Annotated in this window: 14 protein-coding genes; 4 read left to right on the top strand and 10 right to left on the bottom strand. The window is 48.4% G+C overall.

Annotated features, from left to right (window positions below; all coding sequences use genetic code 11):
* Positions 1-102: 102 nt before the first annotated feature.
* Both ACJJI7_RS13140 and ACJJI7_RS13135 read left to right on the top strand, forming a co-directional pair.
* Entirely contained in the window at positions 103-1,275 is a 1,173-nt protein-coding gene (locus tag ACJJI7_RS13140) for a sensor histidine kinase (RefSeq protein ID WP_020411723.1), read from the top strand.
* Positions 1,272-2,120, top strand: a complete 849-nt coding sequence (locus ACJJI7_RS13135; protein ID WP_444901963.1) for a LytR/AlgR family response regulator transcription factor — start codon at positions 1,272-1,274, stop codon at positions 2,118-2,120. The genes ACJJI7_RS13140 and ACJJI7_RS13135 overlap by 4 nt, the downstream gene beginning before the upstream one ends.
* 338 nt (positions 2,121-2,458) lie before the next feature.
* On the opposite strand, the gene ACJJI7_RS13130 is transcribed toward ACJJI7_RS13135, so the two are convergent.
* The 8 genes from ACJJI7_RS13130 to ACJJI7_RS13095 form a co-directional block, all read right to left on the bottom strand.
* The gene (locus ACJJI7_RS13130; RefSeq protein WP_444901964.1) at positions 2,459-5,482 is read right to left on the bottom strand and encodes a di-heme oxidoredictase family protein; all 3,024 of its coding nucleotides are present in this window, start codon (positions 5,480-5,482) and stop codon (positions 2,459-2,461) included.
* 390 nt (positions 5,483-5,872) lie between these two features.
* A complete protein-coding gene (locus ACJJI7_RS13125) occupies positions 5,873-7,204 on the bottom strand; it encodes a sugar MFS transporter (RefSeq protein ID WP_444901965.1) in 1,332 nt (443 codons plus the stop codon).
* Between the two features lie 354 nt (positions 7,205-7,558).
* A complete protein-coding gene (locus ACJJI7_RS13120) occupies positions 7,559-8,515 on the bottom strand; it encodes an acetyl-CoA carboxylase carboxyltransferase subunit alpha (RefSeq protein WP_020411720.1) in 957 nt (318 codons plus the stop codon).
* A 93-nt stretch (positions 8,516-8,608) separates the two neighbouring features.
* Positions 8,609-12,127, bottom strand: a complete 3,519-nt coding sequence (dnaE, locus tag ACJJI7_RS13115) for a DNA polymerase III subunit alpha (protein WP_282951259.1) — start codon at positions 12,125-12,127, stop codon at positions 8,609-8,611.
* 58 nt (positions 12,128-12,185) lie between these two features.
* Positions 12,186-12,401 carry a DUF1289 domain-containing protein gene (locus ACJJI7_RS13110; RefSeq protein ID WP_020411718.1) on the bottom strand — a complete coding sequence of 72 codons (216 nt, stop codon included), beginning with the start codon at positions 12,399-12,401 and terminating at the stop codon, positions 12,186-12,188.
* Positions 12,394-12,930: a gamma carbonic anhydrase family protein gene (locus ACJJI7_RS13105; protein ID WP_282951260.1), complete on the bottom strand. Its 537-nt coding sequence runs from the start codon at positions 12,928-12,930 to the stop codon at positions 12,394-12,396. The genes ACJJI7_RS13110 and ACJJI7_RS13105 overlap by 8 nt, the downstream gene beginning before the upstream one ends.
* 97 nt (positions 12,931-13,027) lie before the next feature.
* Positions 13,028-13,549 carry a methylated-DNA--[protein]-cysteine S-methyltransferase gene (locus ACJJI7_RS13100; protein ID WP_020411716.1) on the bottom strand — a complete coding sequence of 174 codons (522 nt, stop codon included), beginning with the start codon at positions 13,547-13,549 and terminating at the stop codon, positions 13,028-13,030.
* Positions 13,546-15,012 carry a DNA-3-methyladenine glycosylase 2 family protein gene (locus ACJJI7_RS13095; RefSeq protein WP_444901966.1) on the bottom strand — a complete coding sequence of 489 codons (1,467 nt, stop codon included), beginning with the start codon at positions 15,010-15,012 and terminating at the stop codon, positions 13,546-13,548. The genes ACJJI7_RS13100 and ACJJI7_RS13095 overlap by 4 nt, the downstream gene beginning before the upstream one ends.
* A gap of 632 nt (positions 15,013-15,644) precedes the next feature.
* Here ACJJI7_RS13095 and ACJJI7_RS13090 point away from each other — a divergent pair.
* Positions 15,645-18,233, top strand: coding sequence for a thrombospondin type 3 repeat-containing protein (locus ACJJI7_RS13090; RefSeq protein WP_444901967.1), 2,589 nt, complete (start codon positions 15,645-15,647; stop codon positions 18,231-18,233).
* Between the two features lie 396 nt (positions 18,234-18,629).
* Positions 18,630-19,958: a serine hydrolase domain-containing protein gene (locus ACJJI7_RS13085; protein ID WP_444901968.1), complete on the top strand. Its 1,329-nt coding sequence runs from the start codon at positions 18,630-18,632 to the stop codon at positions 19,956-19,958.
* 521 nt (positions 19,959-20,479) lie between these two features.
* On the opposite strand, the gene ACJJI7_RS13080 is transcribed toward ACJJI7_RS13085, so the two are convergent.
* Both ACJJI7_RS13080 and ACJJI7_RS13075 read right to left on the bottom strand, forming a co-directional pair.
* A complete protein-coding gene (locus tag ACJJI7_RS13080; RefSeq protein WP_282951263.1) occupies positions 20,480-21,445 on the bottom strand; it encodes a hypothetical protein in 966 nt (321 codons plus the stop codon).
* A gap of 516 nt (positions 21,446-21,961) precedes the next feature.
* Complete coding sequence (locus tag ACJJI7_RS13075; RefSeq protein WP_282951264.1) at positions 21,962-22,774, bottom strand: right-handed parallel beta-helix repeat-containing protein; 813 nt, start codon at positions 22,772-22,774, stop codon at positions 21,962-21,964.
* Positions 22,775-22,842: the final 68 nt, after the last annotated feature.

Raw genomic sequence — 22,842 nt, 5'->3', positions numbered from 1 at the left:
TGGCGGGGCCCGCCAAGCCAAGGTAGTATCTATTGGATAATAATAAGCGCAATTATCAGCGCCTATCCCGTCATTTTCACAATACTAAATAAACGGGACATCATGCAGTACTCCCCCCGTCAAACTATAGAACTTAACGCTGATGTTCAGTCGACTCGCTGGTTTTGGAAGTTACAGTTGGTCAGCTGGGCCGGCATCCTGCTGGTTACATTTCTCTCACTCACACTATGGCACTCCCCTTCTGAATGGCCGAAATTTGAACCAGCAAACACCGTGTTCCAATGCGCAGTTGCTTTTGTATTGTCGCTATTCCTCAGGCCCATTTTTGATATAGCTTGGGACTCGGAGCTCGCGGTACGAACCGTCATCTACCTGCTCGCTGTAGCGGTAATTTCAGGCATATGGACACTGGTACGAATGGAGGCTTATATCCGCCTGAGCGGTGAGCATTCTATCTGGTCCGAATTCGGGGGTTGGTATTACGCCTCACTCTTTGTGTTTTTATTCTGGAGCGCCCTGTACTGTGGAGTGAAATACTATATGCTCCTGCAGGATGAGCACAGGAAAATGCTTGATGTAGCTGCAGTCAACGAACGCGAGCAGCTGCGTAGACTCCGGGCGGAAGCTATTGCCAACGAAGCCCAACTGACGATGCTACGTTATCAATTGAACCCTCACTTCCTTTTTAACACCCTGAACTCCATTAATGCCTTAATTCGCTTTCAGCAAGCCGACGAAGCCCGGGAGATGGTAATCCGGCTAAGCGACTTCCTGCGCCTATCCCTAAAAGAGGGGCCAATGCAAAAAGTAGAATTAGAAAGGGAAATTGAAGCCGTTCTACTCTACCTGGAAATTGAGAAGACCCGGTTTGTCGATCGGCTCAGTGTAGATATCGCTATTGATGAAGAAGTCCGCAAAGCCCGGGTTCCCAGTATGCTACTGCAGCCTTTGGTCGAAAACTCAGTTAAATACGCTATTGCCCCCAATGAAAAAGGTGGAACTATAGCAATTCGCGCCCACCGGTCGGGTAACCGCCTAGTACTGAAAGTCAATGATTCAGGCTGCTCGAATGATTCTCCAGAGCAGCAGAACGGCCACACAACCTCTACCGGCGTTGGATTAAAGAACGTGCGCGAGAGACTCTCCAGCCTCTATCCACAAGACTTCCAAATAAAGCAGTTCCAAAAGACCGGTTGCGGGATGATGGTGCATATTGATATCCCGCTGGAAATTTCCACCTCCCCCATAAACCAGACACAGGGAGAAGCCCTATGAATAATTACACCGTCGTGCTAGTGGATGATGAACCCCTGGCCCTCCGGCTGTTAAAAAGCATGCTTGAGGAGTTTTCCGATATAAAAATTGTTGCCTGCTGCCGAAATGGCAGAGAAGCGCTGCAAGCAGTATACGATCACACTCCCGACTTGCTGGTGCTGGATGTGCAAATGCCGGGAATGAATGGCTTCGATGTAGTTTATAACCTGCAGGGAGACATTATGCCCCAGATTATATTCGCCACTGCTTTTGATCAATACGCTCTCAAAGCCTTCGAAGTCCACGCAGTAGATTATATACTCAAGCCGCTAGATGGTAAGCGTCTCCGCACAGCCCTGGAACGGGCTCGGCAACGTCTACAACTGGTGAATACCTCTACTAAACATAGCCATCAGACAGAGAAAAACCGGCTGATGCGCTCCATTGACGATACTGTAAACCAGGGTAACGCCCACAGAGGGGCTACTCTGCCTCAAAACGCTTCCAACCGGTTGGCCATCAAAGACCGCGGTAGTATCACTATGGTGAGCCAGCAGGATATTGAGTGGATTGATGCCGCCGGGGATTATATGTGCGTACATGTAAAAGGAGAGACACATGTTATGCGTAGCACTATTAAAGACTTACAGAAAAAATTGTGTCCTAAGAACTTCAAACGTATTCACCGCTCCACGCTGGTAAACCTTAACTTTATTGAGCACATTAAGGTTCTTACCAAAGGAGAATATTTTCTCACCTTGACCAGTGGCGCGAAAGTAAAGGTTAGCAGAAACTATCGCTTGCCAATCAAAGAGTTCCTGGAGTCCAATCGGCACAAAAATTTAGCCGCCCCCCAAGCTTCCTAGTATTCTTTTGACAAAAGATAATTCGAGTCCGAGAAATATCGACAGGGATTAGCTGGTATTTCTATCTGTTAATAAAATCGAAATATCTTTACGACAAATAATTTCTTTTTCACATATAGTCAAGTTTCCAGCACTTCCGATTACACGCACCTATAAAACGAATCATTCGAAAAACTTACATTCCAGGTATCAATGTTAACTGCCATATAAGGATCATCAAATTAATATGGGTTTCCCTTACTACAGTATGCTAGCACTCTCTAGTACTTGGTAAGCAGCATAGGGGCCGGCAATATTCTAAAAATAGCCCCTCTCTTACTTGAGAGGGGCTATTTTTATTAGAGTGATTGCAAGAACATAATTAACGCATTCTTCTCATCCGCCGACATTCGCTCATAAGCTTGTCTCGAATTATTCCCCTCTCCCCCGTGCCACAAAATTGCCTCGTCAAGGGTGCGGGCACGACCATCATGGAGATAACTCTCATCTCCACTAACATCGACTCCCAGCCCAATCCCCCAAAGTGGAGGGGTTCGCCACTCAGAACCTGAAGCTACCCCCTCCGGAAGATTATCTGCTAACTCTGGACCCATATCATGGAGCAATAAATCCGTATAAGGGTGAATTATTTGGTTACGAAGTTCCGCCTTTGGATGATAAGCGCTGGTAACCACGGTAGGCGTATGGCAACTGCTACAGCCAGCATTAGTAAACAACTCTTCACCCTTCAGCACAGTATTGTTGTTCAGGTTTCGGCGTGCACTAACGCCCAATAGTGATACATAGTCGACTAAGTCACTAAGATTCTGTTCATTTAATTCACTACCAGCAGCGCCACAGCCTGATTGGGCGCTACCGCAATCAGGTAGCGGAAATATCGAAGTCATTACTCCCATATCGGTATTGAGAGCTGCGGCAACTTGCGAAGCAACACTGGCTTGAGCCGCTTTCCAGCCAAAACGACCAATTCGCTGCTCCCCACTCTGCGGGTCACTGACAACCTGCAAACGACCACTAATACCATCGCCATTACTATCGTCTGGATCCGCTTGGGCCACGATAGCGCTTTCAGGAATTGCTTCCAATAGACCCATGCCTACTAATTGTGGAGCAATACGGACGGAATAATACGCAGGGCTATTTCCACTAAACTTGTAGACGGGGCGGCGTAAGCCGTTATTTTCCACCCACGCGCTGAGAGTAACTGTGGCCTCCGGGCTACCATTGATATTTTTAGGCTGTAATACATGACCTAAAAGTGGATCCGCTTCTCCGCTAACAGAACCCACTTTGACTACATACTGGGATAGATCAGAGCCGGTAGTTGCAGATGGGGCCCGGCCATTTTTTTCATGACAGCTAACGCAGGATCGGTTTATATATTGAGGGCCTAATTTATTGGCAACCTCAATGAGCCCAGGATTTTCACTACTCTCATTGTGGGATCCATCACCAAAATCGCTATGATGAATTCGACGACCCCGCACAAAGATTTGGCCGTTTTGCGGAGCAAGATTCGAAGCCATTTGCATAAAATGGTTATCTGCTTCACCTGAATATTGATAGGGGAGAGTAGTGCCCCCTCCCAACCACCCCTTAGTAGGGATAGGGTAGGAATCCTCATGTTCTGTGGCGGGGTCACCAAAGGTGCCCTTTGCTTCCCAAGGCACCAACCCTCCTTGTCCCACAATATAAAGCACGGTAGATCCATAATAATTGGCCCGGCCATTGGGTGGATTAAGTAAAAACTGACTCACCTCCATTTCCATACGATCGCCAGCTTGAAGGGGGCGACCTTCTTTACTGTTAAAATGGATCGTTGTGCTATATCGGGTTACATCCTCAGGATCGCGGTCTAAAAAGACATTGTGGTAGTACTCAGCAACGGTATTGATTCCCCGATAAAAAGCGCGGAACTCGGGTTGGCCCAACTCCCACTCTGTGATCACGTTGATGGTAATATCATTACCACCCTTTGCAACCCGGTCGATAATCTCAACTTGCGCTGTGCGGTGCTCCCAATAAAAAGTAAGGTAATGGTCATAGGCCTGGAATTGATCTTCCCTGGCATGTCTATCCCGGGCTCTATCAGCAAAACGAGTAATGATCGCATCTCCCGTTTCGATAACCGTATCAGGTTCAAGGGGGGTATCACCGTTAAACAGGGGAACAATGTCACTGCGATCAAACAACTCTGCAAGCCACCAAGTTCCACCTACACCATGACCATTTTGATCACCCTGTTGGGAATCACCAGAAAAGAAATATAAAGGACGGCCATTGTAAGCAGCCTGTTGACGACCATCATCACGTACAATAACGTCTAGGCCAGAAATACCTGAAGCTGCCGCATCATTTACTAACAATGGAGGCCAGCTATCAGAGCACTCAATACTACAATTACTATTTGGTGACCCTAAATCGCCATCAAAAAAATAGAGCGCATAGCCGGGAAATTCACTGCCTCTACCCCCAACCAAGAAGCCATTCATTATGCTGGCTTCAGCTACATCAACCGCCAGCGGACAGCCGTGGATATCTACAGATGTTTCCTGTGGCGTATTAGGGCAGAGATCGACACTATCAACTACGCCATCACCGTCACCGTCACCGTCACCGTCACCGTCACCGTCACCGTCACCGTCACCGTCACCGTCACCGTCACCGTTGTGAGTATAAGTTGCCCACTCAGTAACTTTGGCACAATTACAATCTACATCCCAGTAGGTGAAACGATAGCGGACAACATCACCATTTGAGAGGCCGGTAATATCAAATTTATTTATGCCTCCCGCCTGAGTCATACGGTGATTTAATTGACCAGCGCCATTGAGTGTATAGTGCACATCGGCCCAGCCCTGGCCATTTACAAAAAACCGCGCACTGTTGACATCTTGGGCTTGTATACCTGTATCACTATTTTGCCCATCAGTTTCATCGCCATCGCCATGAACATAATCTCGTAAATCACTATCGATAGCACAGTTACACTCTTGATCAAAGTAGGTGAAGCTGTACCTCACCGTGGCACCCAGATGTAAATCATCCAGAAAGAGTGTTTGGCGGTTACCGGATTGTTGCATCCGTACATTTTGTTGCACACCACCGTTTACTTGGTAATGCACATCGGCCCAGCTACCGACATTAACAAAAAATTCAGCTGAGCCCTCATCTGTAAATTGAATACCGCCAATTCCATTTTGTATCGCCTGCAAACCCACGGCATGGTTAGCAGCGAGAAAAAACACAGCACAAAAAATGACACCCACCTTAACCGGCTTGCGCAATTGGTTTAAGTACTTGAAAAACAGTTTGGTTGAAAGGTATTGCACTCTAGCCTTCCGAGCATCATAGATATTCATAATTATCTTTCCTTCCCGGTTAATTACTCTTGACTTACTCTTATATTGGAACTTCAACCTACGAAATATCAAAAAAAAAGAAATTTTTCACAAAGCTCTCACGAAAGAAAGCGGCCACACGGAACCAAAAAATTTATCCAGAAGCTTCACTCAAAAATTTAATCCAGCTTAGTGTCAAGGGAGGCACAAGAGTTCAATAAAAAATCAATGTCACATAAAGATAAATCCCGCCAATCAATGCACCCGAATGGACATCATTAAACCTACCTTATCAAGGAGCTTAAGCTCGCTTATCTAAATCAACCTTAAGCCTAATATTTTTCTTAGGAACAGAAAAAAGCCGACATAAAATGTCGGCAAAACGAGCTCAGATGAGAGTATAAAAACAACTTAAGCGCACTTATTTGGCTGGTGTCCGATCACACCGTAGTAAAGGATATACAGATAACAAAAAACCGGTAGGACAAACGCAAGCTGCACACCCACTTGATCGGCAAGTACTCCTTGCAACAATGGCACAACAGCCCCGCCAACTATCGCCTGACATAAAATACCAGACCCTTGACTGGTAGCCGTGCCCAGTTTCGCCAGGGCCAGGCTAAATATTGTCGGGAACATAATGGAGTTACACAAACCAACCGCCAACACAGCATACATTGCGAGATGCCCACTGCCGGTAATCGTGATCATTAGAAGTAAACAAGAACCAATAGAACAGATAGCCAGCACTTTTCCGGCAGATATATAGTGCATTACCAGCGCACCAGTAAAACGTCCCACCATTGCACCGCCCCAATAAAGGGAAATATAAAATGCGGCTTCGGACTCTTCCAACCCGGCAATAGAGTCCTCCGCTATAAAATTCACCAGAAAGCTACCAATGGATACCTCTGCACCCACGTAAAGAAATATGGCTACAGCACCAAGTACCAAGTGGCGATGGCTCCAAGCCGACCCGGTAATCTCTTCAGGTTCGGGCAGCCTGTTGGCACTGACGATATTAGGTAGTTTCAGGTATCCAAATACAATTGCCAACAATGCCAGGGCCACGGCCAATATCAAATAGGGGATTTCTACGGAAGTGGCGCCGACGGCACCAGCAGCAACACCTGCAGCGGGAAGAATTAACAGCGCCCCAAATTGTGGAGCCACAGTTGTTCCCAAAGAATTAAATGCCTGGGTCATTGTTAAACGACTGGCAGCAGTACTCTCTTTACCTAGCACAGCGACATAAGGGTTTGCCGACACCTGCAAAATGGTAATACCAGAGGCCAAAATAAAAAGCGCCCCCAGAAATAGCGCATAGGTTTCCATACGCCCAGCGGGAATAAATATTAGACATCCAATTACCGAAACAGCTAACCCAGTTACTATCCCTTTTTGGTAACCGATACGAGAAAGTAAAAAACCAGCAGGTAAGGAAACCAGGAAATAGGCCCCAAAGAAACAGAACTGCACCAACATTGCCTGGGTATAACTCAGACTAAATATTTCTTTGAGGTAGGGAATCAGAATATCATTCAAACAGGTAATAAACCCCCACAAAAAAAACAGGGAGGTTAAAGCCACCAACGCAAAACTATTTCCAGGTTTTTCACCAGCTTGCAACTGCTTGGTATCCGTTGCTGTATTACTCTGCAAAATTGCCATAATTATTGTTCCACAGACCTCAGCAATATCGCCCACCCATAGCTGGAGATCATTGCCAATCAAACCACTCATTATTCTTCCAGCTTTCTAACATGGAGCTACATCAACTCCGCAGGTCTTTTCGATAAGAGGGGTTAAAACAGGGGCAATGTGGACACGCAGGTAACTATTCCGCTAGCCATACCCAGCTGCTTAAGAAAAGCGCTCAAAAGCAATTGAAACCAGCAAGTTAAGGAGCAGATCGTTTGGAGGAAGTCAAAACCAGCGGCTTAATGTCTTGGGAAACAGTCAAAAGACAACGCCCAGTTGCAAGCTGAGAAGCTAGCTAAGGGTCATTAACAGAGGAAAAAAAAAGAAGGGGAAGGTCTGTAGCCGGCCCTCGATTCTCCAGTAAGACGCCGGCCACAAAACTCTTTTCTTAAGGGGTTAGGAAACGATATTACCGTAGCTCATCAGGCGCTGATAACGTTTCTCCAACAATTCATCAATTGGAATACTGCTCAGCTGATCCAGCTGTTCACCGAGACGCTCTCTCAGACTCAAAGCCATGGCATCGGGGTCGCGGTGTGCACCACCGAGGGGCTCGGGAATTGTTTCATCTACGATACCCAGCTCTTCCAGCACACTGGAGGTCACCCCCATAGCCTCAGCAGCTAACGGGGCTTTTTCCACCGTTTTCCAGATAATATTGGCGCAGCCCTCCGGGGAGATCACAAAGTAAGTGGAGTATTGCAGCATATTGAGCTGGTCTCCCACGCCAATAGCCAATGCACCACCTGAAGAGCCTTCACCAATCACGGTACAAATAATCGGCGTGCGCAAACGGGACATCACAGCTAAATTCTGGGCGATGGCTTCACTAATACCGCGCTCTTCACTATCAATACCGGGGTAAGCTCCCGGGGTATCAATCAGGGTGAGCACCGGCATTTTGAAGCGCTCGGCCATTTCCATGATACGCAGAGCCTTGCGGTAACCCTCTGGTTTCGGCATACCAAAATTGCGCGCAACTTTTTCATTGACGGAGCGGCCTTTCTCTTCCCCAATCACCGCCACCGGTTTGCCGTTTAGGCGGGCGATACCGGCAATAATTGCCTTATCGTCGCCAAAGTGGCGATCGCCATGCAGCTCATCCCAGTCGGTAAATAAGCGCTCTATATAGTCCTTGGAATAGGGACGCTGTGGGTGACGCGCTACCTGCACAACCTGCCAGGGGGTGAGCTCAGAGTAGATAGACTCAGTCAGGTTTCTGCTTTTTTCCCTCAGCCGGGTAACCTCTTCGGCAATATTCAGTTCGTTGTCGTCACCGACCAGCTGCAACTCTTTAATTTTGCTTTCCAGCTCTGCAATTGGCTGCTCAAACTCGAGAAAGTTGAAATTCATGAAATCTGCGCCTTTAACTCTTTCCAACGCCACCGGGCATTCACAGCGGCATAGCTTAACTGTACAGAACCGACCAGTCGAGTCCGGTGGACTTTAACGCCTTTCAGCGTATTGAAGCGCCACCTGCTCTCTTCCCAACAACTCTCGCAGGGACTGAACCATCTGGTCATTCGGCTCAACATTCCACTCGGGTGGAAGGCGGTAGAGACCTCGCGCATCGTGACGCACGACTTCCAGGCTGACCCTGCATTTACCACCGGTATAAGGCTGCAAGCAGGAGGCCAATCGTTTTGCCAAACCCGGCGTCGCAGTGCCACTGACAACCTGTAAACGCAAACCACTCACGCTGCTCTGGCGCAATTCATCCAGAGTTGACACTCCATTGACCGTCATTTTCAGACCGCCACTGTAATCATCATTCGCCACAGGCCCGTCCAGCACCAGCAGCGCATCCTTGGCTAACTTTTCCCGATGCTCACCAAAAGCCTCGCTGAACATAGCCGCCTCAATACGGCCACTGCGGTCGTCCAGGGTGACAATTGCCATGGAGTCGCCACGCTTGGTCTTCATCACTCGCAAAGCGACAACCAACCCCGCCACTTTTTGCGATTCGCGCCCCGGCTTCAGGTCGGCAATGCGCGCCTTAACCAAGTGCTGCAGCTCATCAGCGTACTCATCAATAGGGTGGCCCGTCAGGTAAAGTCCCAGAGTATTTTTTTCACCCTCCAGGCGCTCACGAATACTCCAGCAACGGGTGCGACGAAAATCTTCGTAAACATCACCATCGGATGCCTGGGGTACCACTTCACCAAAAAGGTCCATCATGCCTGCATTGGCATTGGCCTTTTGCTGTTCAGCAGCCTTCACTGCCTCGTCCAGGGCGTTAAACAGCACCGCACGAGAATAATCCAGACCATCATTGCCGCCGGTATCCGGCCCAATACTGTCTAGAGCACCAGAGCGAACCAACGCCTCCAGAGCACGCTTGTTTACCTTGCGAGGATCAACCCGCGAGCAGAAGTCGAACAGATCACTAAAGGGCCCGCCCTCCTCCCGCGCCGCGATAATATTCTCGATAGGCCCCTCTCCAAGCCCTTTAATGGCACCAAGACCGTAGATAATTCGGTTGTCGATATCCACCGAGAACTGGAAGCTACCCAGGTTCACATCGGGCGGCACCAACACCAGCTCCATGGCCCGGCACTCTTCGATAAAGGTCACCACCTTATCGGTCTTATCCATATCCGAAGACATGGTCGCAGCCATAAACTGGGCTGGGTAGTGCGCTTTCAGCCAGGCAGTCTGATAAGACACCAAGGCGTAAGCTGCCGAGTGAGACTTGTTAAAACCGTAACCCGCGAACTTCTCTACCAGGTCGAAGATCTTAATCGCAAGTTCGGGGTCAATTCCTTGCTCTTTTGCCCCATTTTCAAAAGTGGCCCTCTGTTTGGCCATTTCCTCCGGTTTCTTTTTACCCATTGCCCGGCGCAGCAGGTCAGCGCCACCAAGGGTATACCCCGCCAACTCCTGGGCGATCTGCATGACCTGTTCCTGGTAAACGATTACCCCGTATGTGGGCTCCAGGATCGGCTTTAACTTTTCATGCTGGTATTTGGCATCCGGGTAGGCCACCTGGGCGCGACCGTGCTTCCGGTTAATAAAGTCATCAACCATCCCCGATTGCAGCGGACCCGGGCGGAACAGGGCCACCAGGGCGATCATATCTTCCAGGTTGTCCGGCTGTAGGCGCTTGATCAGATCCTTCATACCCCGGGATTCCAACTGGAACACCGCTGTAGTTTCTGCCCGCTTGAGCATCTTGAAGGTTTCATCATCGTCCAGCGGCAGCGCGGCGATATCCAGAGGTTCCAACCCCTCGCGCGCGCGCGTCTCATCCACCATGCGCTTGGCCCAGTCGATAATGGTCAGTGTCCGCAGGCCGAGGAAGTCGAACTTCACCAGGCCGGCATCTTCCACATCGTTTTTATCGAACTGGGTTACCAGGCCAGCGCCGGTCTCATCACAATAAAGCGGAGCAAAATCAGTGAGCTTGGTGGGGGCGATAACCACACCACCGGCGTGCTTGCCCACATTGCGCGAAACCCCTTCCAGCTGCAGGGCCATCTCCCAGATTTCCTGGCCCTCATCGTCACTTTCCAGGAACTCCCTGAGTACATCCTCCTGATCGTAAGCCTTCTGCAATGTCATACCCACATCGGGGGGGATCATCTTAGACAGCTTGTCGGCTAGGCCGTAGGACTTGCCCTGCACCCTCGCCACATCACGCACCACTGCCTTTGCAGCCATGGTGCCGAAAGTAATAATCTGGCTCACCGCCTGGCGGCCGTAGTTATCCGCTACATAACCAATAACCCGGTCGCGCTTCTCCATACAGAAGTCGATATCGAAGTCGGGCATCGAAACCCGTTCCGGGTTGAGGAATCGCTCAAACAGCAGATCGTATTGCAGCGGGTCAAGATCGGTAATATCCAGAGAGTAGGCCACCAGGGAGCCTGCACCGGAACCACGCCCCGGCCCCACCGGGATATCGTGGTCCTTGGCCCACTGGATAAAGTCCATCACGATCAGGAAATAGCCGGGGAATCCCATCTGGATGATGATATCCAGTTCAAAACGCAGGCGATCCTCATACACTTGGCGCCGCTGGGCGTAATCGGCAGCGGTCTTATCCAGGATCTTCTCCAGTCGCCGCTCCATTCCCTCATAGGACACCTTCTCAAAGAACTGGTCTTCAGTCATGCCCTCGGGAATCGGGTACTCAGGCAGGAAGTACTTACCCAGCTGAATCGGTGCGGAACAGCGTTTAGCGATCTCTACAGTATTTTGCAAAGCTTCGGGAATATCGCTGAACAGCTCCCACATTTCTTCCGATGTGCGGAAATACTGCTCGGCGGAATAACGGCGCTCACGGCGTGGATCATCAAGAGCACGGCCTTCATGGATGCATACACGCACTTCATGGGCCTCAAACTCGCTCTCTTCCATAAAGCGCACGTCGTTAGTGGCAACCACAGGTAAATTCAGGGCCCGGGCCAATTCCACTGCAGCGTGCAGGTAATCTTCATCCCCGGCGCGACCAGTGCGCTGCAGCTCCAGGTAATAGCGACCAGGGAATAGTTCCGCCCATTCACTGGCCAGTTCCTCAGCCTGAGCACGGCGTCCGGCAACCAGGGCGCGGCCCACATCGCCGTACTTGGCCCCGGACAACATGAGCACCCCTTCGCTGTACTCTTTCACCCATTCACGTTTGATATAGGCATTGCCGTGGTACTGCCCTTCCATCCAGGCGCGGGAAATCAGTTCAGTGATATTGCGATAGCCATCGCCGTTCATGGCATAGAGGGTGATCAGCGTAGGCTTACCCTCGCCGCCCTCACTGAGCCAGAAATCTGCAGCAGTTATAGGTTTAATGCCGGTCCCGAGGCAGGCCCGGTAGAATTTTATCTGGCCATACAGATTGCACTGATCGGTAAGAGCCAGGGCAGGCATTTCGAGCTCCTGCGCTCGTGCAACTGCCGGCTTAATACGTACCAGGCCATCAATCAGAGAGAATTCAGAGTGGATTCTTAAATGGACAAAAGGTTGGGTCATATTCGCGTTTGATTCCAGGCCCTGCGGAGCTAGGCCCCCGCAAAGCGCATTCAATGATTTACCAGAGTCGGCCCATTTGCCGCGCTCGCTCGGTGCAGAGCTTCAGAACTGCACGGCGCTCATCGTTGCTCATGGAGCCCCAACGACTGATCTCCATACCACTGCGAAAGCAACCCTCGCAAACATCTTGGTCGTTGAGTGCACATACGGAAATACAGGGGGACTTAACCGGGTGCTCTTCAGGCACCGCAGTTTTTACAGATTGTTCAGACATCCTCAGCCTCGAGCAGAGCCAACTCGCTGGCAAAATATTTACCGTTGGCCGCATAGTGATCGCTGCTGGCTTTCAGCAGCGCATAGGCAGCGGGATCGAGAGTTTTTATCACCTTACCGGGAGTACCCACAACCATCGAATAGTCGGGAATCACCGTGCCCTCAGTCACCAGCGCATTGGCGCCGATAATACAGCACTTACCGATTTTGGCCCGGTTTAAGATCACGGCGTTGATACCTATCAAGCTGTAATCACCAATATCACAGCCGTGCAGCATCACTTTATGGCCTACAGTGACACCGGTACCGATTGTCAGCGGCGTACCCGGATCGGCGTGCAGCACAGAGCCATCCTGCACATTACTATTTTCACCGATGGTGATCTGCGCACAGTCACCACGCACCACCGCATTAAACCACACAGAGCTGTTCGCTAGCATACGCACATCGCCAATCACATGGGCACCGGGCGCGATATAGTGGCCCTCACCTTCCAGTTGCGGCTGTTTATCCCCCAATCTGTACAGCATTTGGCCTCCGGCTCAATATGATTATGAACCGTTTATTATCCCGCGCCAAAGGGCCTATGGCTAGCAGGTGGCACTTGTGCTTTTCACTTTCCGAGCACTAAAGCAACTCACCCTGACTTACAAAGTTGGCTCCTTCCAGCTTCAAAAGCCGAGCCTTCAGTGGCAGGCCTCCGGCATAACCGGTAAGGCTGCCATTCGCACCAATTACCCGGTGACAGGGAATTATCACCGCTACCGGGTTGGCACCATTGGCCCGCGCTACCGCGCGAATAGCACGAGGCTGCCCTAAGAGCTGTGCCTGCTGGCTATAACTGCGGGTCTCACCAAAGGGAATCTGCAACAGGGCGTCCCATACTCGCCGTTGGAATTCGGTCCCCCGCGGGGCCAGGGGCAGATCGAAATTTTTCCGCTTCCCGGCAATATATTCTCGCAACTGCTGAGCAGCTTTTTCGATAAGATCAGAGGTTTCTCTTTTCCAACCCGGCCCAGCGCGAAGCGGGCGCTCACTATCGTAAAACTGCAACGAAACAATACCCCTGGCTTCACCCTCATTTACCTGACCAGAGGCCGCTATGGCAACTTCACCCAGTTCTGTGGTGTAACTCTCATAAAAAATCATTTCTGCTCTCCAGATTTCAGGGACTGCCACAGCAGGATTGCCCCGTAAGCCCGCCAGGGCCTCCACTTTTCAGCCCTCGCCAGGGCTTCTTTTGGTTTTGCCTTTAGACCTTTACTGCCCAGTGCTTGCAAAATTCCCAGGTCTGAAGATGGGAAGGCATCCGGCATGGATAGCCCGCGCATGGCAATGTATTGTGCTGTCCAATCGCCGATACCCGGCAATGCAGTGACCTGCGTACACCAATCCTCCAAGGACTGCTCGCCAAAATTAACCCGGCCATCAAGTGTTGCGTCAACAAACTCTCGCAAAGTATTGGCCCGGGTACGTGTCAGCCCCAAGCCGGTAAAATCCGCCTCAGCAAGTTGTTTTGCAGTGGGAAACAGGAACCTCTCAACTCCAGAGTCATCCACAAAGGACTCCCCATAGCGAGCCACCAGGCGCCCCGCAATCGTGGTAGCCGCTGCCACACTGATTTGCTGCCCAAGTATTGCCCGCAAAGCGTATTCAAATGGGTCCCAGGCTCCGGGTAAGCGCAGGCCCGGTCGCTGTGCCAGCTGTCTCTTCAGCAAGGGGTCTTCATTTAACACTGCCTGGATCTCCGCTGTATCAGCATCCAGGTCAAACAATCGACGAAGACGCTGATTAAGCAGGTACAAGCCGGTACCACCCTCCTGCCCGGATACCTCCACTACCAAGCGGTTTCTCTCTGGATCGTGGGTCACCCGCATCACTCCACGCCCCCCCTCCAACGCAAAACTGCGTAAATACTCGCAGTCCCTTACCTGCTCTACCCCCGTCAGGGCTCTGGTACGGAGGAATGCCAGCAATTGCTGCCAATCCAATGGTGGGCGGTAATCGAGATAGAGCCGTACTTTTGTAGAAACACCATATTTCAGCCGCCTATTATGGCCCTCCCTGCGCACCTCGGATGGTGTGCGTTGGTAAATCTGTTTAAACACACCATTAAATCGACGCAAGCTGTTAAATCCCGATTCATAAGCAATTTCTGCTACCGGCAAATTGGTATCACGCAATAAACGAAAGGCAAAAAGCGCCCGCTCAGTCTGCCATACCGACAAAGGGCTCACACCCAAGTGCTCAGCAAACAAACGTCGAAGGTAACGACTGCTGACCCCAAGGCGCTCCGCCAGCCGTTCCACTGAATGAGGCTCCCGTTCGCTGCGCATCAACTTCAGTGCCCGCTGTACGGTGGTAGAGACCAGTTCCCAGGCCGGACTGCCTGGGGCAGAGTCTGGCCGGCAGCGTAAACAGGGCCTGAAGCCAGCACTCGCGGCCTCTGCCGCAGTGGCAAAGTAAGTAACGTTCTGCTCGAGGGGGGGGCGTGCGGGGCAGATGGGACGGCAAAAAATCCCGGTGGTTTTCACCGCTGTAAAAAAACGTCCATCGAAACGACGATCGCGAGCCAGTCGCGCACTGGAGCAAACTGCAGCATCAATTTTCATAAACCCCTCCCGTTTCTGACTACCAGTGTATGGATTCCACGCCCATGGAACTAGTCAAAAACGGAACTGGCCATTTTTAAAAAACTGACTAACTGGTCTCACTCAATTGGAAGCAGGCTTATATATCAGTAGCAATAACGGCAGTAACACTTGCGCAGAGAATGCATAAATTTTTTCGCTTACTGGAAAAAATCAGGCTAAAGCATAAATAACAATACAAGTATGAATTTAAAAGTATCTTCGACTCATAGTCCTTTTCTTATATCTGCCTGACACTTTTGCCTAAACATGTTTAACACAACATCTGCGCGAACATTCCCAACCAAATGGCGGAGTTTTATTTTTTAAAATTACAAGAGATATAAACCAGAAAATAGCCCGCCATTTTTTCATCGACCTTCACACATCCAACACCAAAACAACGCATATTAAACGGCACAAAGTCCGGTGCCGTAGTTACATACAAAAGTATTAGCGATTTATCTGCACGACCCCGGAACTATCTACAGGGAAGTAGAGACCGGGAAACTAGTGAAAATAATTTTTATACTTTTCCGACGTTAACCGACGAGATCCATCTCTTCTTCTCCGACAGATAACAAAAATAAAATTTGTTTTCGGAGACTTTAACCATGCCCCAAATACCGCTAATTATATTTTTTCTCTCAATATTATTTTTAAGTGCCTGTGGATCCGACGGTGGCCGGGGAGATGCTGCCGAAGATCTATTGCCAGGCGCCAGTATTGTGGACACTGACGGAGACGGGATTGAAGACAGCAGGGATAACTGCCCAAGCATCAGCAATTCCAGCCAGGATGACACCGATAAAGACAGCAATGGTGACGCATGCGATAGCGATGACGACGGTGATACCCATTCAGACTCCGACGACAACTGCCCGCTAACAGCCAATTCTGACCAAGCAGATAGTGATGGCGATGGCATTGGCAATGCCTGTGATGAAGATCTTGACGGCGATGAAATTAATAATGACAGCGATAACTGCCCCGCTGACGCAAATCATGAGCAGGGCGATATAGACAACGATAGCGTCGGTGATGCCTGCGATAATGACCGTGATGGCGACGATTACACCAATAGCCTGGACAACTGTCCGGATACAGCCAATCCCGACCAAGCGGATCAGGATAATGATGGCATTGGCGACCTCTGTGACGCCGATAGTGATAGTGACAATGACGGCCTGGACGATGGCGCCGACAATTGTCCACATACACCAAACCCCGACCAGAAAGACGCCGATGGAGACGGCATAGGCGATGCCTGCGATAGCGATAGAGACGGCGACGGCTTTGATAACGACTCTGACAACTGTCCAAATGTCCCCAACGCTTCGCAGGATGACCAGGATAACGATGGTATTGGTGACACTTGCGACTCCGACCTCGACAATGATGGTACTGAAAATGATACCGACAACTGCCCTTCTATTAGCAACCCCGACCAAAGTGATATCGACTCTGACGGCGAAGGGGATGCCTGTGACAGCGACGATGATGCTGACGGTATTGAAGATGACTCCGACAACTGCCCCGCAGATGCCAATGAGGACCAGACCGACACCGACAATGACGGCACCGGAGATATCTGTGACAGCGACCGCGATAATGACGGTGTAGAAAACAGCAATGATAACTGTCCGCTGGAACCCAATGAAGACCAGACCGACACAGACGGAGATGGCTACGGTGATGCCTGTGACGACAATACCGATAGCGACGGGGACCTAATTCCAGATAGTATCGACAACTGCGTTAATGTACCCAACCCCGACCAGCTAGACCTGGATGGTGACACCGTAGGCGACGCCTGTGATAGCGATCTCGATGGAGATACCGTCGACAACAATAGCGATAACTGCGTCTATATTCCCAACCAGGATCAAGCGGATAATGATAGTGATGGCCAGGGAGACATTTGCGATTCCGACGATGACAATGACGGCGTAGATGACCTCACCGATAACTGCCAGCTTGTTCCCAACTCCGATCAAACAGATACCGATGGCGATAGCATTGGTGACGCCTGTGATTCCGACCTAGATGGCGACGGCATATTAAATGAGGTCGATAACTGTCCCCTTGTCAGCAATACACTGCAGGAGGACCAGGACGGCGATGGTATTGGTGATGCTTGTGACTTGGACAGTGATAGCGACAACGATGGCCATGACGATGGTGAGGACAATTGCCCGGCAGATGCAAATCCCGATCAAGCAGACCAAGATGGAGACAATATCGGCGACGTTTGTGATAACGATCGCGACGGCGACGGAGTAATCAACGATCTCGATAACTGCCCTCTGACTCCAAATGACCAAACCGACAGTGACAACGACGGTACTGGTGATGCCTGCGATGATGACGTTGATGGAGATGGCATTGAAGATAATGTCGACAACTGTCCAGCAGTACCAAATGGTGGGCAGGAAGATAGCGACAACGATGGTGTCGGTGATGCCTGTGATCATGACCAGGATAACGACGGCTCAGATGACGGCGCAGATAACTGCCCCACTATTCCCAACCCAAACCAGACTGACACTGACGGTGACGGTCTGGGAGATGCCTGCGACCCGGATGTGGATTATGACGGTGTAGAAAATGATATCGATAACTGTCCACAAACCATCAACCCTCACCAGGAAGACTCAGATAATGATGGCGTAGGAGATGCCTGTGATTTCGATAGTGTACTTTCCTGTACCTCTTTCGAAGGTCTTGAAGTTATGGATGGTGTGAGTGCTGAGTTGGTCAACGGCATAACCTCACCTTGCGATGGATGTTCAGTAACATCTATCGACAAGGTAACCAACGGAATACTCTCCGATGCAGCCAGAATAGAGGTAGTTAGCGGTGCTGGAGGCAGCGCCTATATCCAGATAAATCACGACAATATTAAGAGCGGCCGCTACATGATTGGCTTCCTGGTGGAAAATGGCAATTCACCGCTCGATGAGATCGAACTGAACAGCATTGTTATCGGTACTTACCTGGATGGCATAGCCACTGGCGAGACTACAAGTGGTTATATGCTCGCCCCCTTCAAAGTGAACGGAGCGCACTATCACCGTCTACTCCTTGCAAATACCCAGGCTGACTTTGATCAGGTTCGCCTAAGCCTGAAAGGCCTGAACTCTATTAATAACAAGCTGGATGTTTATCTAGCCTGCGCGGTACCGATTGACCAGCAACCATAAGCTTATTAATCATCGAAGCAGCAGCCCTAAAAAGGGCTGCTGCTTTCACTATCACCATAAAAAGTACCTTTCATTTTTTCTACACAGCCCCTTCAAGGTATTAGCTTAATTTAATCGCCGATTACTATTAAGCCTGCAGTCACGCCTAATTAATAGATAAATCCGCCAGAATAATTTCAAACCTATCTTATTCAGCACAGGTTAAGTCAGCGATTCACATACTGGCAACACCCTTCCTGGAAGAGCTACCTCTTCTATAGCAGGAAAGAAACAATCTTCCGAAGCATTAAACCGCTGTTTTGATTCCAATTTTTTTCAGCAAAAATATAGGAAAATAGATAGCGGGCGTAAAAAACTGGAGTAACCAAACGAAAAGTAAATCAAGGAGGTTTTACCATGAAAGGAAAACAGACAACTTCAATTCTGTCTAATCTTTTTATTTGTGCAAGTCTATCTATAACCGTGCTTACAAATGCAATGGATGCTAGTGATACCAGCAACTACACTGAATACACTAAAGCTGATTCCACAGTAACTTATACAAATAAACCTCGCATTTTTGACCACACCAAGGTTGATGAAGCCGTTAAAAACACCATGCGGGATATCGAAATTCCCGGCATGGCTATTGCCTTGGTTGCCAGGCCTGAAATGCCAATCATATGGTCTAAAGGATATGGAGTAAAAAGCCTGGAAGAGGGTGGTCTGGTTACCCGGAATACGGCCTTTTGGCTAGCATCAGTGAGTAAAGTTGTTATGGGAACAGCGATTGCAAAAGCGCAAGAAGACGGAATCCTGAGCCTGGATCAGGAAGTACAAAACCTTCTTGCTGGGGGCTATTTCAACATTGATAACCCAGGCTCACAACCTATTACACTCCAACATCTTGTCACCCATAGATCTGGCATTAATGATGGCCCCACATATCAATGTAGTTACTATATCAATCATGGAGATGGTACCCACTCAAAACTGATGAACCTCAAAGAGCCTGGAATCTGTCCAGAAGACAGCCCAATCACCTTGGCCGGTTTTTTAGGAGCGTACCTCGACAGCGAGGGAGAGTTTTATGATTCAGAGCACAACTTTCTCTCGCAGACACCTGGAGAAGCATATGAATATTCTAATATAGGAGCAGCCTTAGCTGGATATACTGTGGAACTCGCCAGCGGATTTTCTCTCGCTGACTATGCGGATAGAGAAATATTTACCCCTTTAGGTATGATTAACACAAGCTGGAAGCTCCCCGACTTTATCTCAGGAAATATCGCCAGCCCACACTATGCAATCGAAAATAATTTAACACCTATACCACACTACGACCTTGCAACCTGGCCAGATGGAGGATTAAGGAGTAGCGCCTATGATATGGCACTATTCCTCGCCACTATTATGAATGGTGGTGAATTAGTATCAAGAAAACAGGGCAGTAGAATTCTAGAGGCTAAAACTGTTTCTAATATGTTGACACCAATTGAAGATGGTTTCGGCATTTTCTGGGGTCTTGATTTTCTATGGAATTACAATGGAAAAAATCACAAACTTAATGGCCACAATGGTAGGGATCCAGGCTCTTTTTCTTACTTACTCTATAACCCAGCTGATAAAATTGGAGTAGTTTTACTGGCTAATAGCAACCTTGAGAACGCCAACAAAATCAAAGTCAACAAACTCATAACTAAACTCTTCGAAGCCGCCTCAGGGCTACAAACAAGCACACAATAGTATAACTATCTCTTTAAGTAGCGGTCTTCAATTTATAATGTAGGTTGTTCTTAGGAGTATACAGCAAGCACTACGGTGAGTGTCGGAAACTATAAATATAGATCACCATTCTGGCCTCACCCCCTCTTCAGTATATGAAGCAACAATAGCTTCAACAATTAACTGAAATTAAAAAAACAGATTCTCTGGTTTATGATCAGAAAAAATTACCTTTTTAGGCCTTATAAGAGAACTCCCTCCCGATTAGAAAAATATACTACAAAGCTGTTTCTTAAAACCTCTTCTTCCAACTATCAATAAGCATTAGCAAATAAACCCTCAACCCTAACATTAAAGAAACCATATCAACCAGGATTTAAGGAAATAGCAAAGAGCTCAACTTCCCAAATCAACCTTAACCTTTACTTTCAGGTAAAAAAATAGCCCAACAAGAAATGGGCTATCAAATATAGATCACAACAATAAGAAATCCCTAACAATTAAACTAAAAATTGCCAGGGACTTCTTGAGGCAAGGATTAACTATTGTACTATTGTACTGTTATGGTTATTACCAATTTGTCCGACTGTTGCAGTATCCATAGTGCCGGTTTGAGTCACACTAAAATTATTACTTTGCCCATTCTGCGAAGCAACTGCAACATTCATCATTCCAAACTGGGCTAAGAGTCCCGTATTACTGGTTCCAAGCTGGAAGGAGTTTGCAAAGTTAGAAGTACCAGTTTGCAAGAGATTCAGAGTGTTCGACTCCTGCTCCTGTCTAACAAAGGCAATATGGCCAATGCCAACCTGTGAGGCATTCAACAAGTTATTATTTCCTAACTGATCCGCATCAATAAATCCACCTGTAAGGTTGGACTGATTGATATTTACTGTATTGGTATTACCAACTTGACTTGAATCCGCAGAGCTACTTACAACAACAAACTGCCCAATCGTGGCTACATTGGAAGTGCCTACTTGAGTAGCTACCGCAGTAGTACCACCGAAAGTATTTGCTTGAATAATTGTCGCTGTATTACTTTGCTGAAACTGGTTGATCGTCGCTACAGTGGCTTCTGCAGTAATCTGAGATGTTGTTGCGGTATTGTTGTTACCAACTTGCGCAATACCGGCAGTCGTTCCAAGAGTGGCAAAATCCTGAACAGAATTAGCTGTATTTGACTGCCCATCCTGAAGCTGAAATATAGAAGCAAATGAGGTGCTATTTATCTGCTGGCCAAAGGCACTGTTACTGGTGCCAATCTGGGTTTGGGAAATCAAGCTATGGGTAACTGTTGGGTCCACCTGATCCACAACACTAGTGTGCGCATTGCCACTTTGGTTAACAATAGCAGTGTTATTGTCAGCAAAAACACCTTGACTGGCAATAGCGAACAAAACAGCGGCTGCTATGGGGGTACATCTTTTCACGTTTATCTCCTTAGGAAATGAAATTAGCAAACTTAAACTTCTTGTTACTGCTTTAAAGATGAATCTAATCAACATCACGCCCTAGCACAAAAGCAAACGCCAATGCTTAAAGGGGTTTCCTGCGTAATACTCAACAAAAGTTGTACCGATACTCTGGCAACTATCCTTGTAAATTTCCTCACAGTAGAAACACACAACGAGTTACTTCTTATATATGGCCACAGCTTGATGCTGTGATGAGTTTTGTAGCCAGGCCGTGCTTGCGCAATAGGAGATAAGTACCGAAAATATAGGAAAAAATACCCAGGTAGATTAAGACCTTGAAGAAAGCTTTCAAAATCAGGAAAAAATATTACACAATGGTGTAATCGCCCAGCCAGATTACAAAATAAAGGTGTGGAGATTTAGAGCGTAACAAAGGGAGGTGCAATATAGACTGACTATTTACCAAGTATAAATACAGTCAAATGTCGCGGCTTGGCCATCTTAAGTCAAACCACTAACGAATGAAAAGTCAAATTTAGATATAATGGACCTACATATCAAATACGATCTCAATACATAGGCCCATCCAAAGATTAGATTTTACATCTACTGAATACAGGCGTCGTTTGCATTATCAAAAGTGTTAAGTACCCAAACACTGCCAGTACAGGCAGGAACATTCTGATCCATAAGATCATTTCCTGTATTACCTGCCGCATCATTTCCGATAATAAGCCATCCTGTCTGAGCAAATGGCTGCATCATGATTCCATTTACACCATTATCTGTTGATAAGTTCTCTGCAATAATACCGCCATTTCCTTCGGCAACTACGATGCCACTCGCCCCATTAGAGCTGGTATCATTATCTCTCAACAATGAATTGTTACCGACAATTTTTACTCCCATAAGAGTATTTCCTGTCGCCTCAGTAGTTCTCACCTGGCTTCCGTCACCCATCAAACGAATACCCATGCCTGTATTGCCATTCGCGTAAGAAGCCTCCAAGGTGTTGCCAGTGCTCCAAAGGGTAACTCCGGACAAACTATTGAGAGTGGTACTTACTCCCATAATAAAATGGCCACCATCACCCTCTGCAGATACTCCAGTGGCACAACCCTCAATGCTTCCACCGCCTGCAGTATCCTCAAGAACCCTGCCTGCTCCAACTAACCTCACTCCGATTCCAACGGGAGTATCACAACTAATGGTATAACCATTTAAATCCAGGCTTGCACCTTCTTTTAACGTTACTGCAGGATTTATCGCGCATGAAAGAATATCCCCAGACAGAACAGTTGCGGATGTAAGAACATCACCACAGCTGACAGCTGAAGCTATACCCGACACCGAAATACTGGCGGCTCCGGCAACGGTGAGCAGTACTGCTTTTAAAGGATTAACACTTACATTTTTCATATTAGATTCCCTTCATTTATTGATTGTTTCAAAGGAGAGTACACCCAAAGCCAAGGAGAGTTTGACCT

This window comes from Microbulbifer variabilis, from assembly GCF_056232115.1.
Note: the sequence above shows the minus strand (reverse complement) of the source record. Positions and strands in the feature narration are given on the sequence as shown.

What these genes read in the sequence shown, in the direction of transcription:
- ACJJI7_RS13120 (WP_020411720.1), bottom strand. Translation starts at nt 8,515, where the DNA reads ATGAATTTCAACTTTCTCGAGTTTGAGCAGCCAATTGCAGAGCTGGAA.
- ACJJI7_RS13095 (WP_444901966.1), bottom strand. Translation starts at nt 15,012, where the DNA reads ATGAAAATTGATGCTGCAGTTTGCTCCAGTGCGCGACTGGCTCGCGAT.
- dnaE (WP_282951259.1), bottom strand. Translation starts at nt 12,127, where the DNA reads ATGACCCAACCTTTTGTCCATTTAAGAATCCACTCTGAATTCTCTCTG.
- ACJJI7_RS13125 (WP_444901965.1), bottom strand. Translation starts at nt 7,204, where the DNA reads ATGAGTGGTTTGATTGGCAATGATCTCCAGCTATGGGTGGGCGATATT.
- ACJJI7_RS13105 (WP_282951260.1), bottom strand. Translation starts at nt 12,930, where the DNA reads ATGCTGTACAGATTGGGGGATAAACAGCCGCAACTGGAAGGTGAGGGC.
- ACJJI7_RS13100 (WP_020411716.1), bottom strand. Translation starts at nt 13,549, where the DNA reads ATGATTTTTTATGAGAGTTACACCACAGAACTGGGTGAAGTTGCCATA.
- ACJJI7_RS13135 (WP_444901963.1), top strand. Translation starts at nt 1,272, where the DNA reads ATGAATAATTACACCGTCGTGCTAGTGGATGATGAACCCCTGGCCCTC.
- ACJJI7_RS13075 (WP_282951264.1), bottom strand. Translation starts at nt 22,774, where the DNA reads ATGAAAAATGTAAGTGTTAATCCTTTAAAAGCAGTACTGCTCACCGTT.
- ACJJI7_RS13080 (WP_282951263.1), bottom strand. Translation starts at nt 21,445, where the DNA reads ATGTTGATTAGATTCATCTTTAAAGCAGTAACAAGAAGTTTAAGTTTG.
- ACJJI7_RS13130 (WP_444901964.1), bottom strand. Translation starts at nt 5,482, where the DNA reads ATGAATATCTATGATGCTCGGAAGGCTAGAGTGCAATACCTTTCAACC.
- ACJJI7_RS13110 (WP_020411718.1), bottom strand. Translation starts at nt 12,401, where the DNA reads ATGTCTGAACAATCTGTAAAAACTGCGGTGCCTGAAGAGCACCCGGTT.
- ACJJI7_RS13085 (WP_444901968.1), top strand. Translation starts at nt 18,630, where the DNA reads ATGAAAGGAAAACAGACAACTTCAATTCTGTCTAATCTTTTTATTTGT.
- ACJJI7_RS13090 (WP_444901967.1), top strand. Translation starts at nt 15,645, where the DNA reads ATGCCCCAAATACCGCTAATTATATTTTTTCTCTCAATATTATTTTTA.
- ACJJI7_RS13140 (WP_020411723.1), top strand. Translation starts at nt 103, where the DNA reads ATGCAGTACTCCCCCCGTCAAACTATAGAACTTAACGCTGATGTTCAG.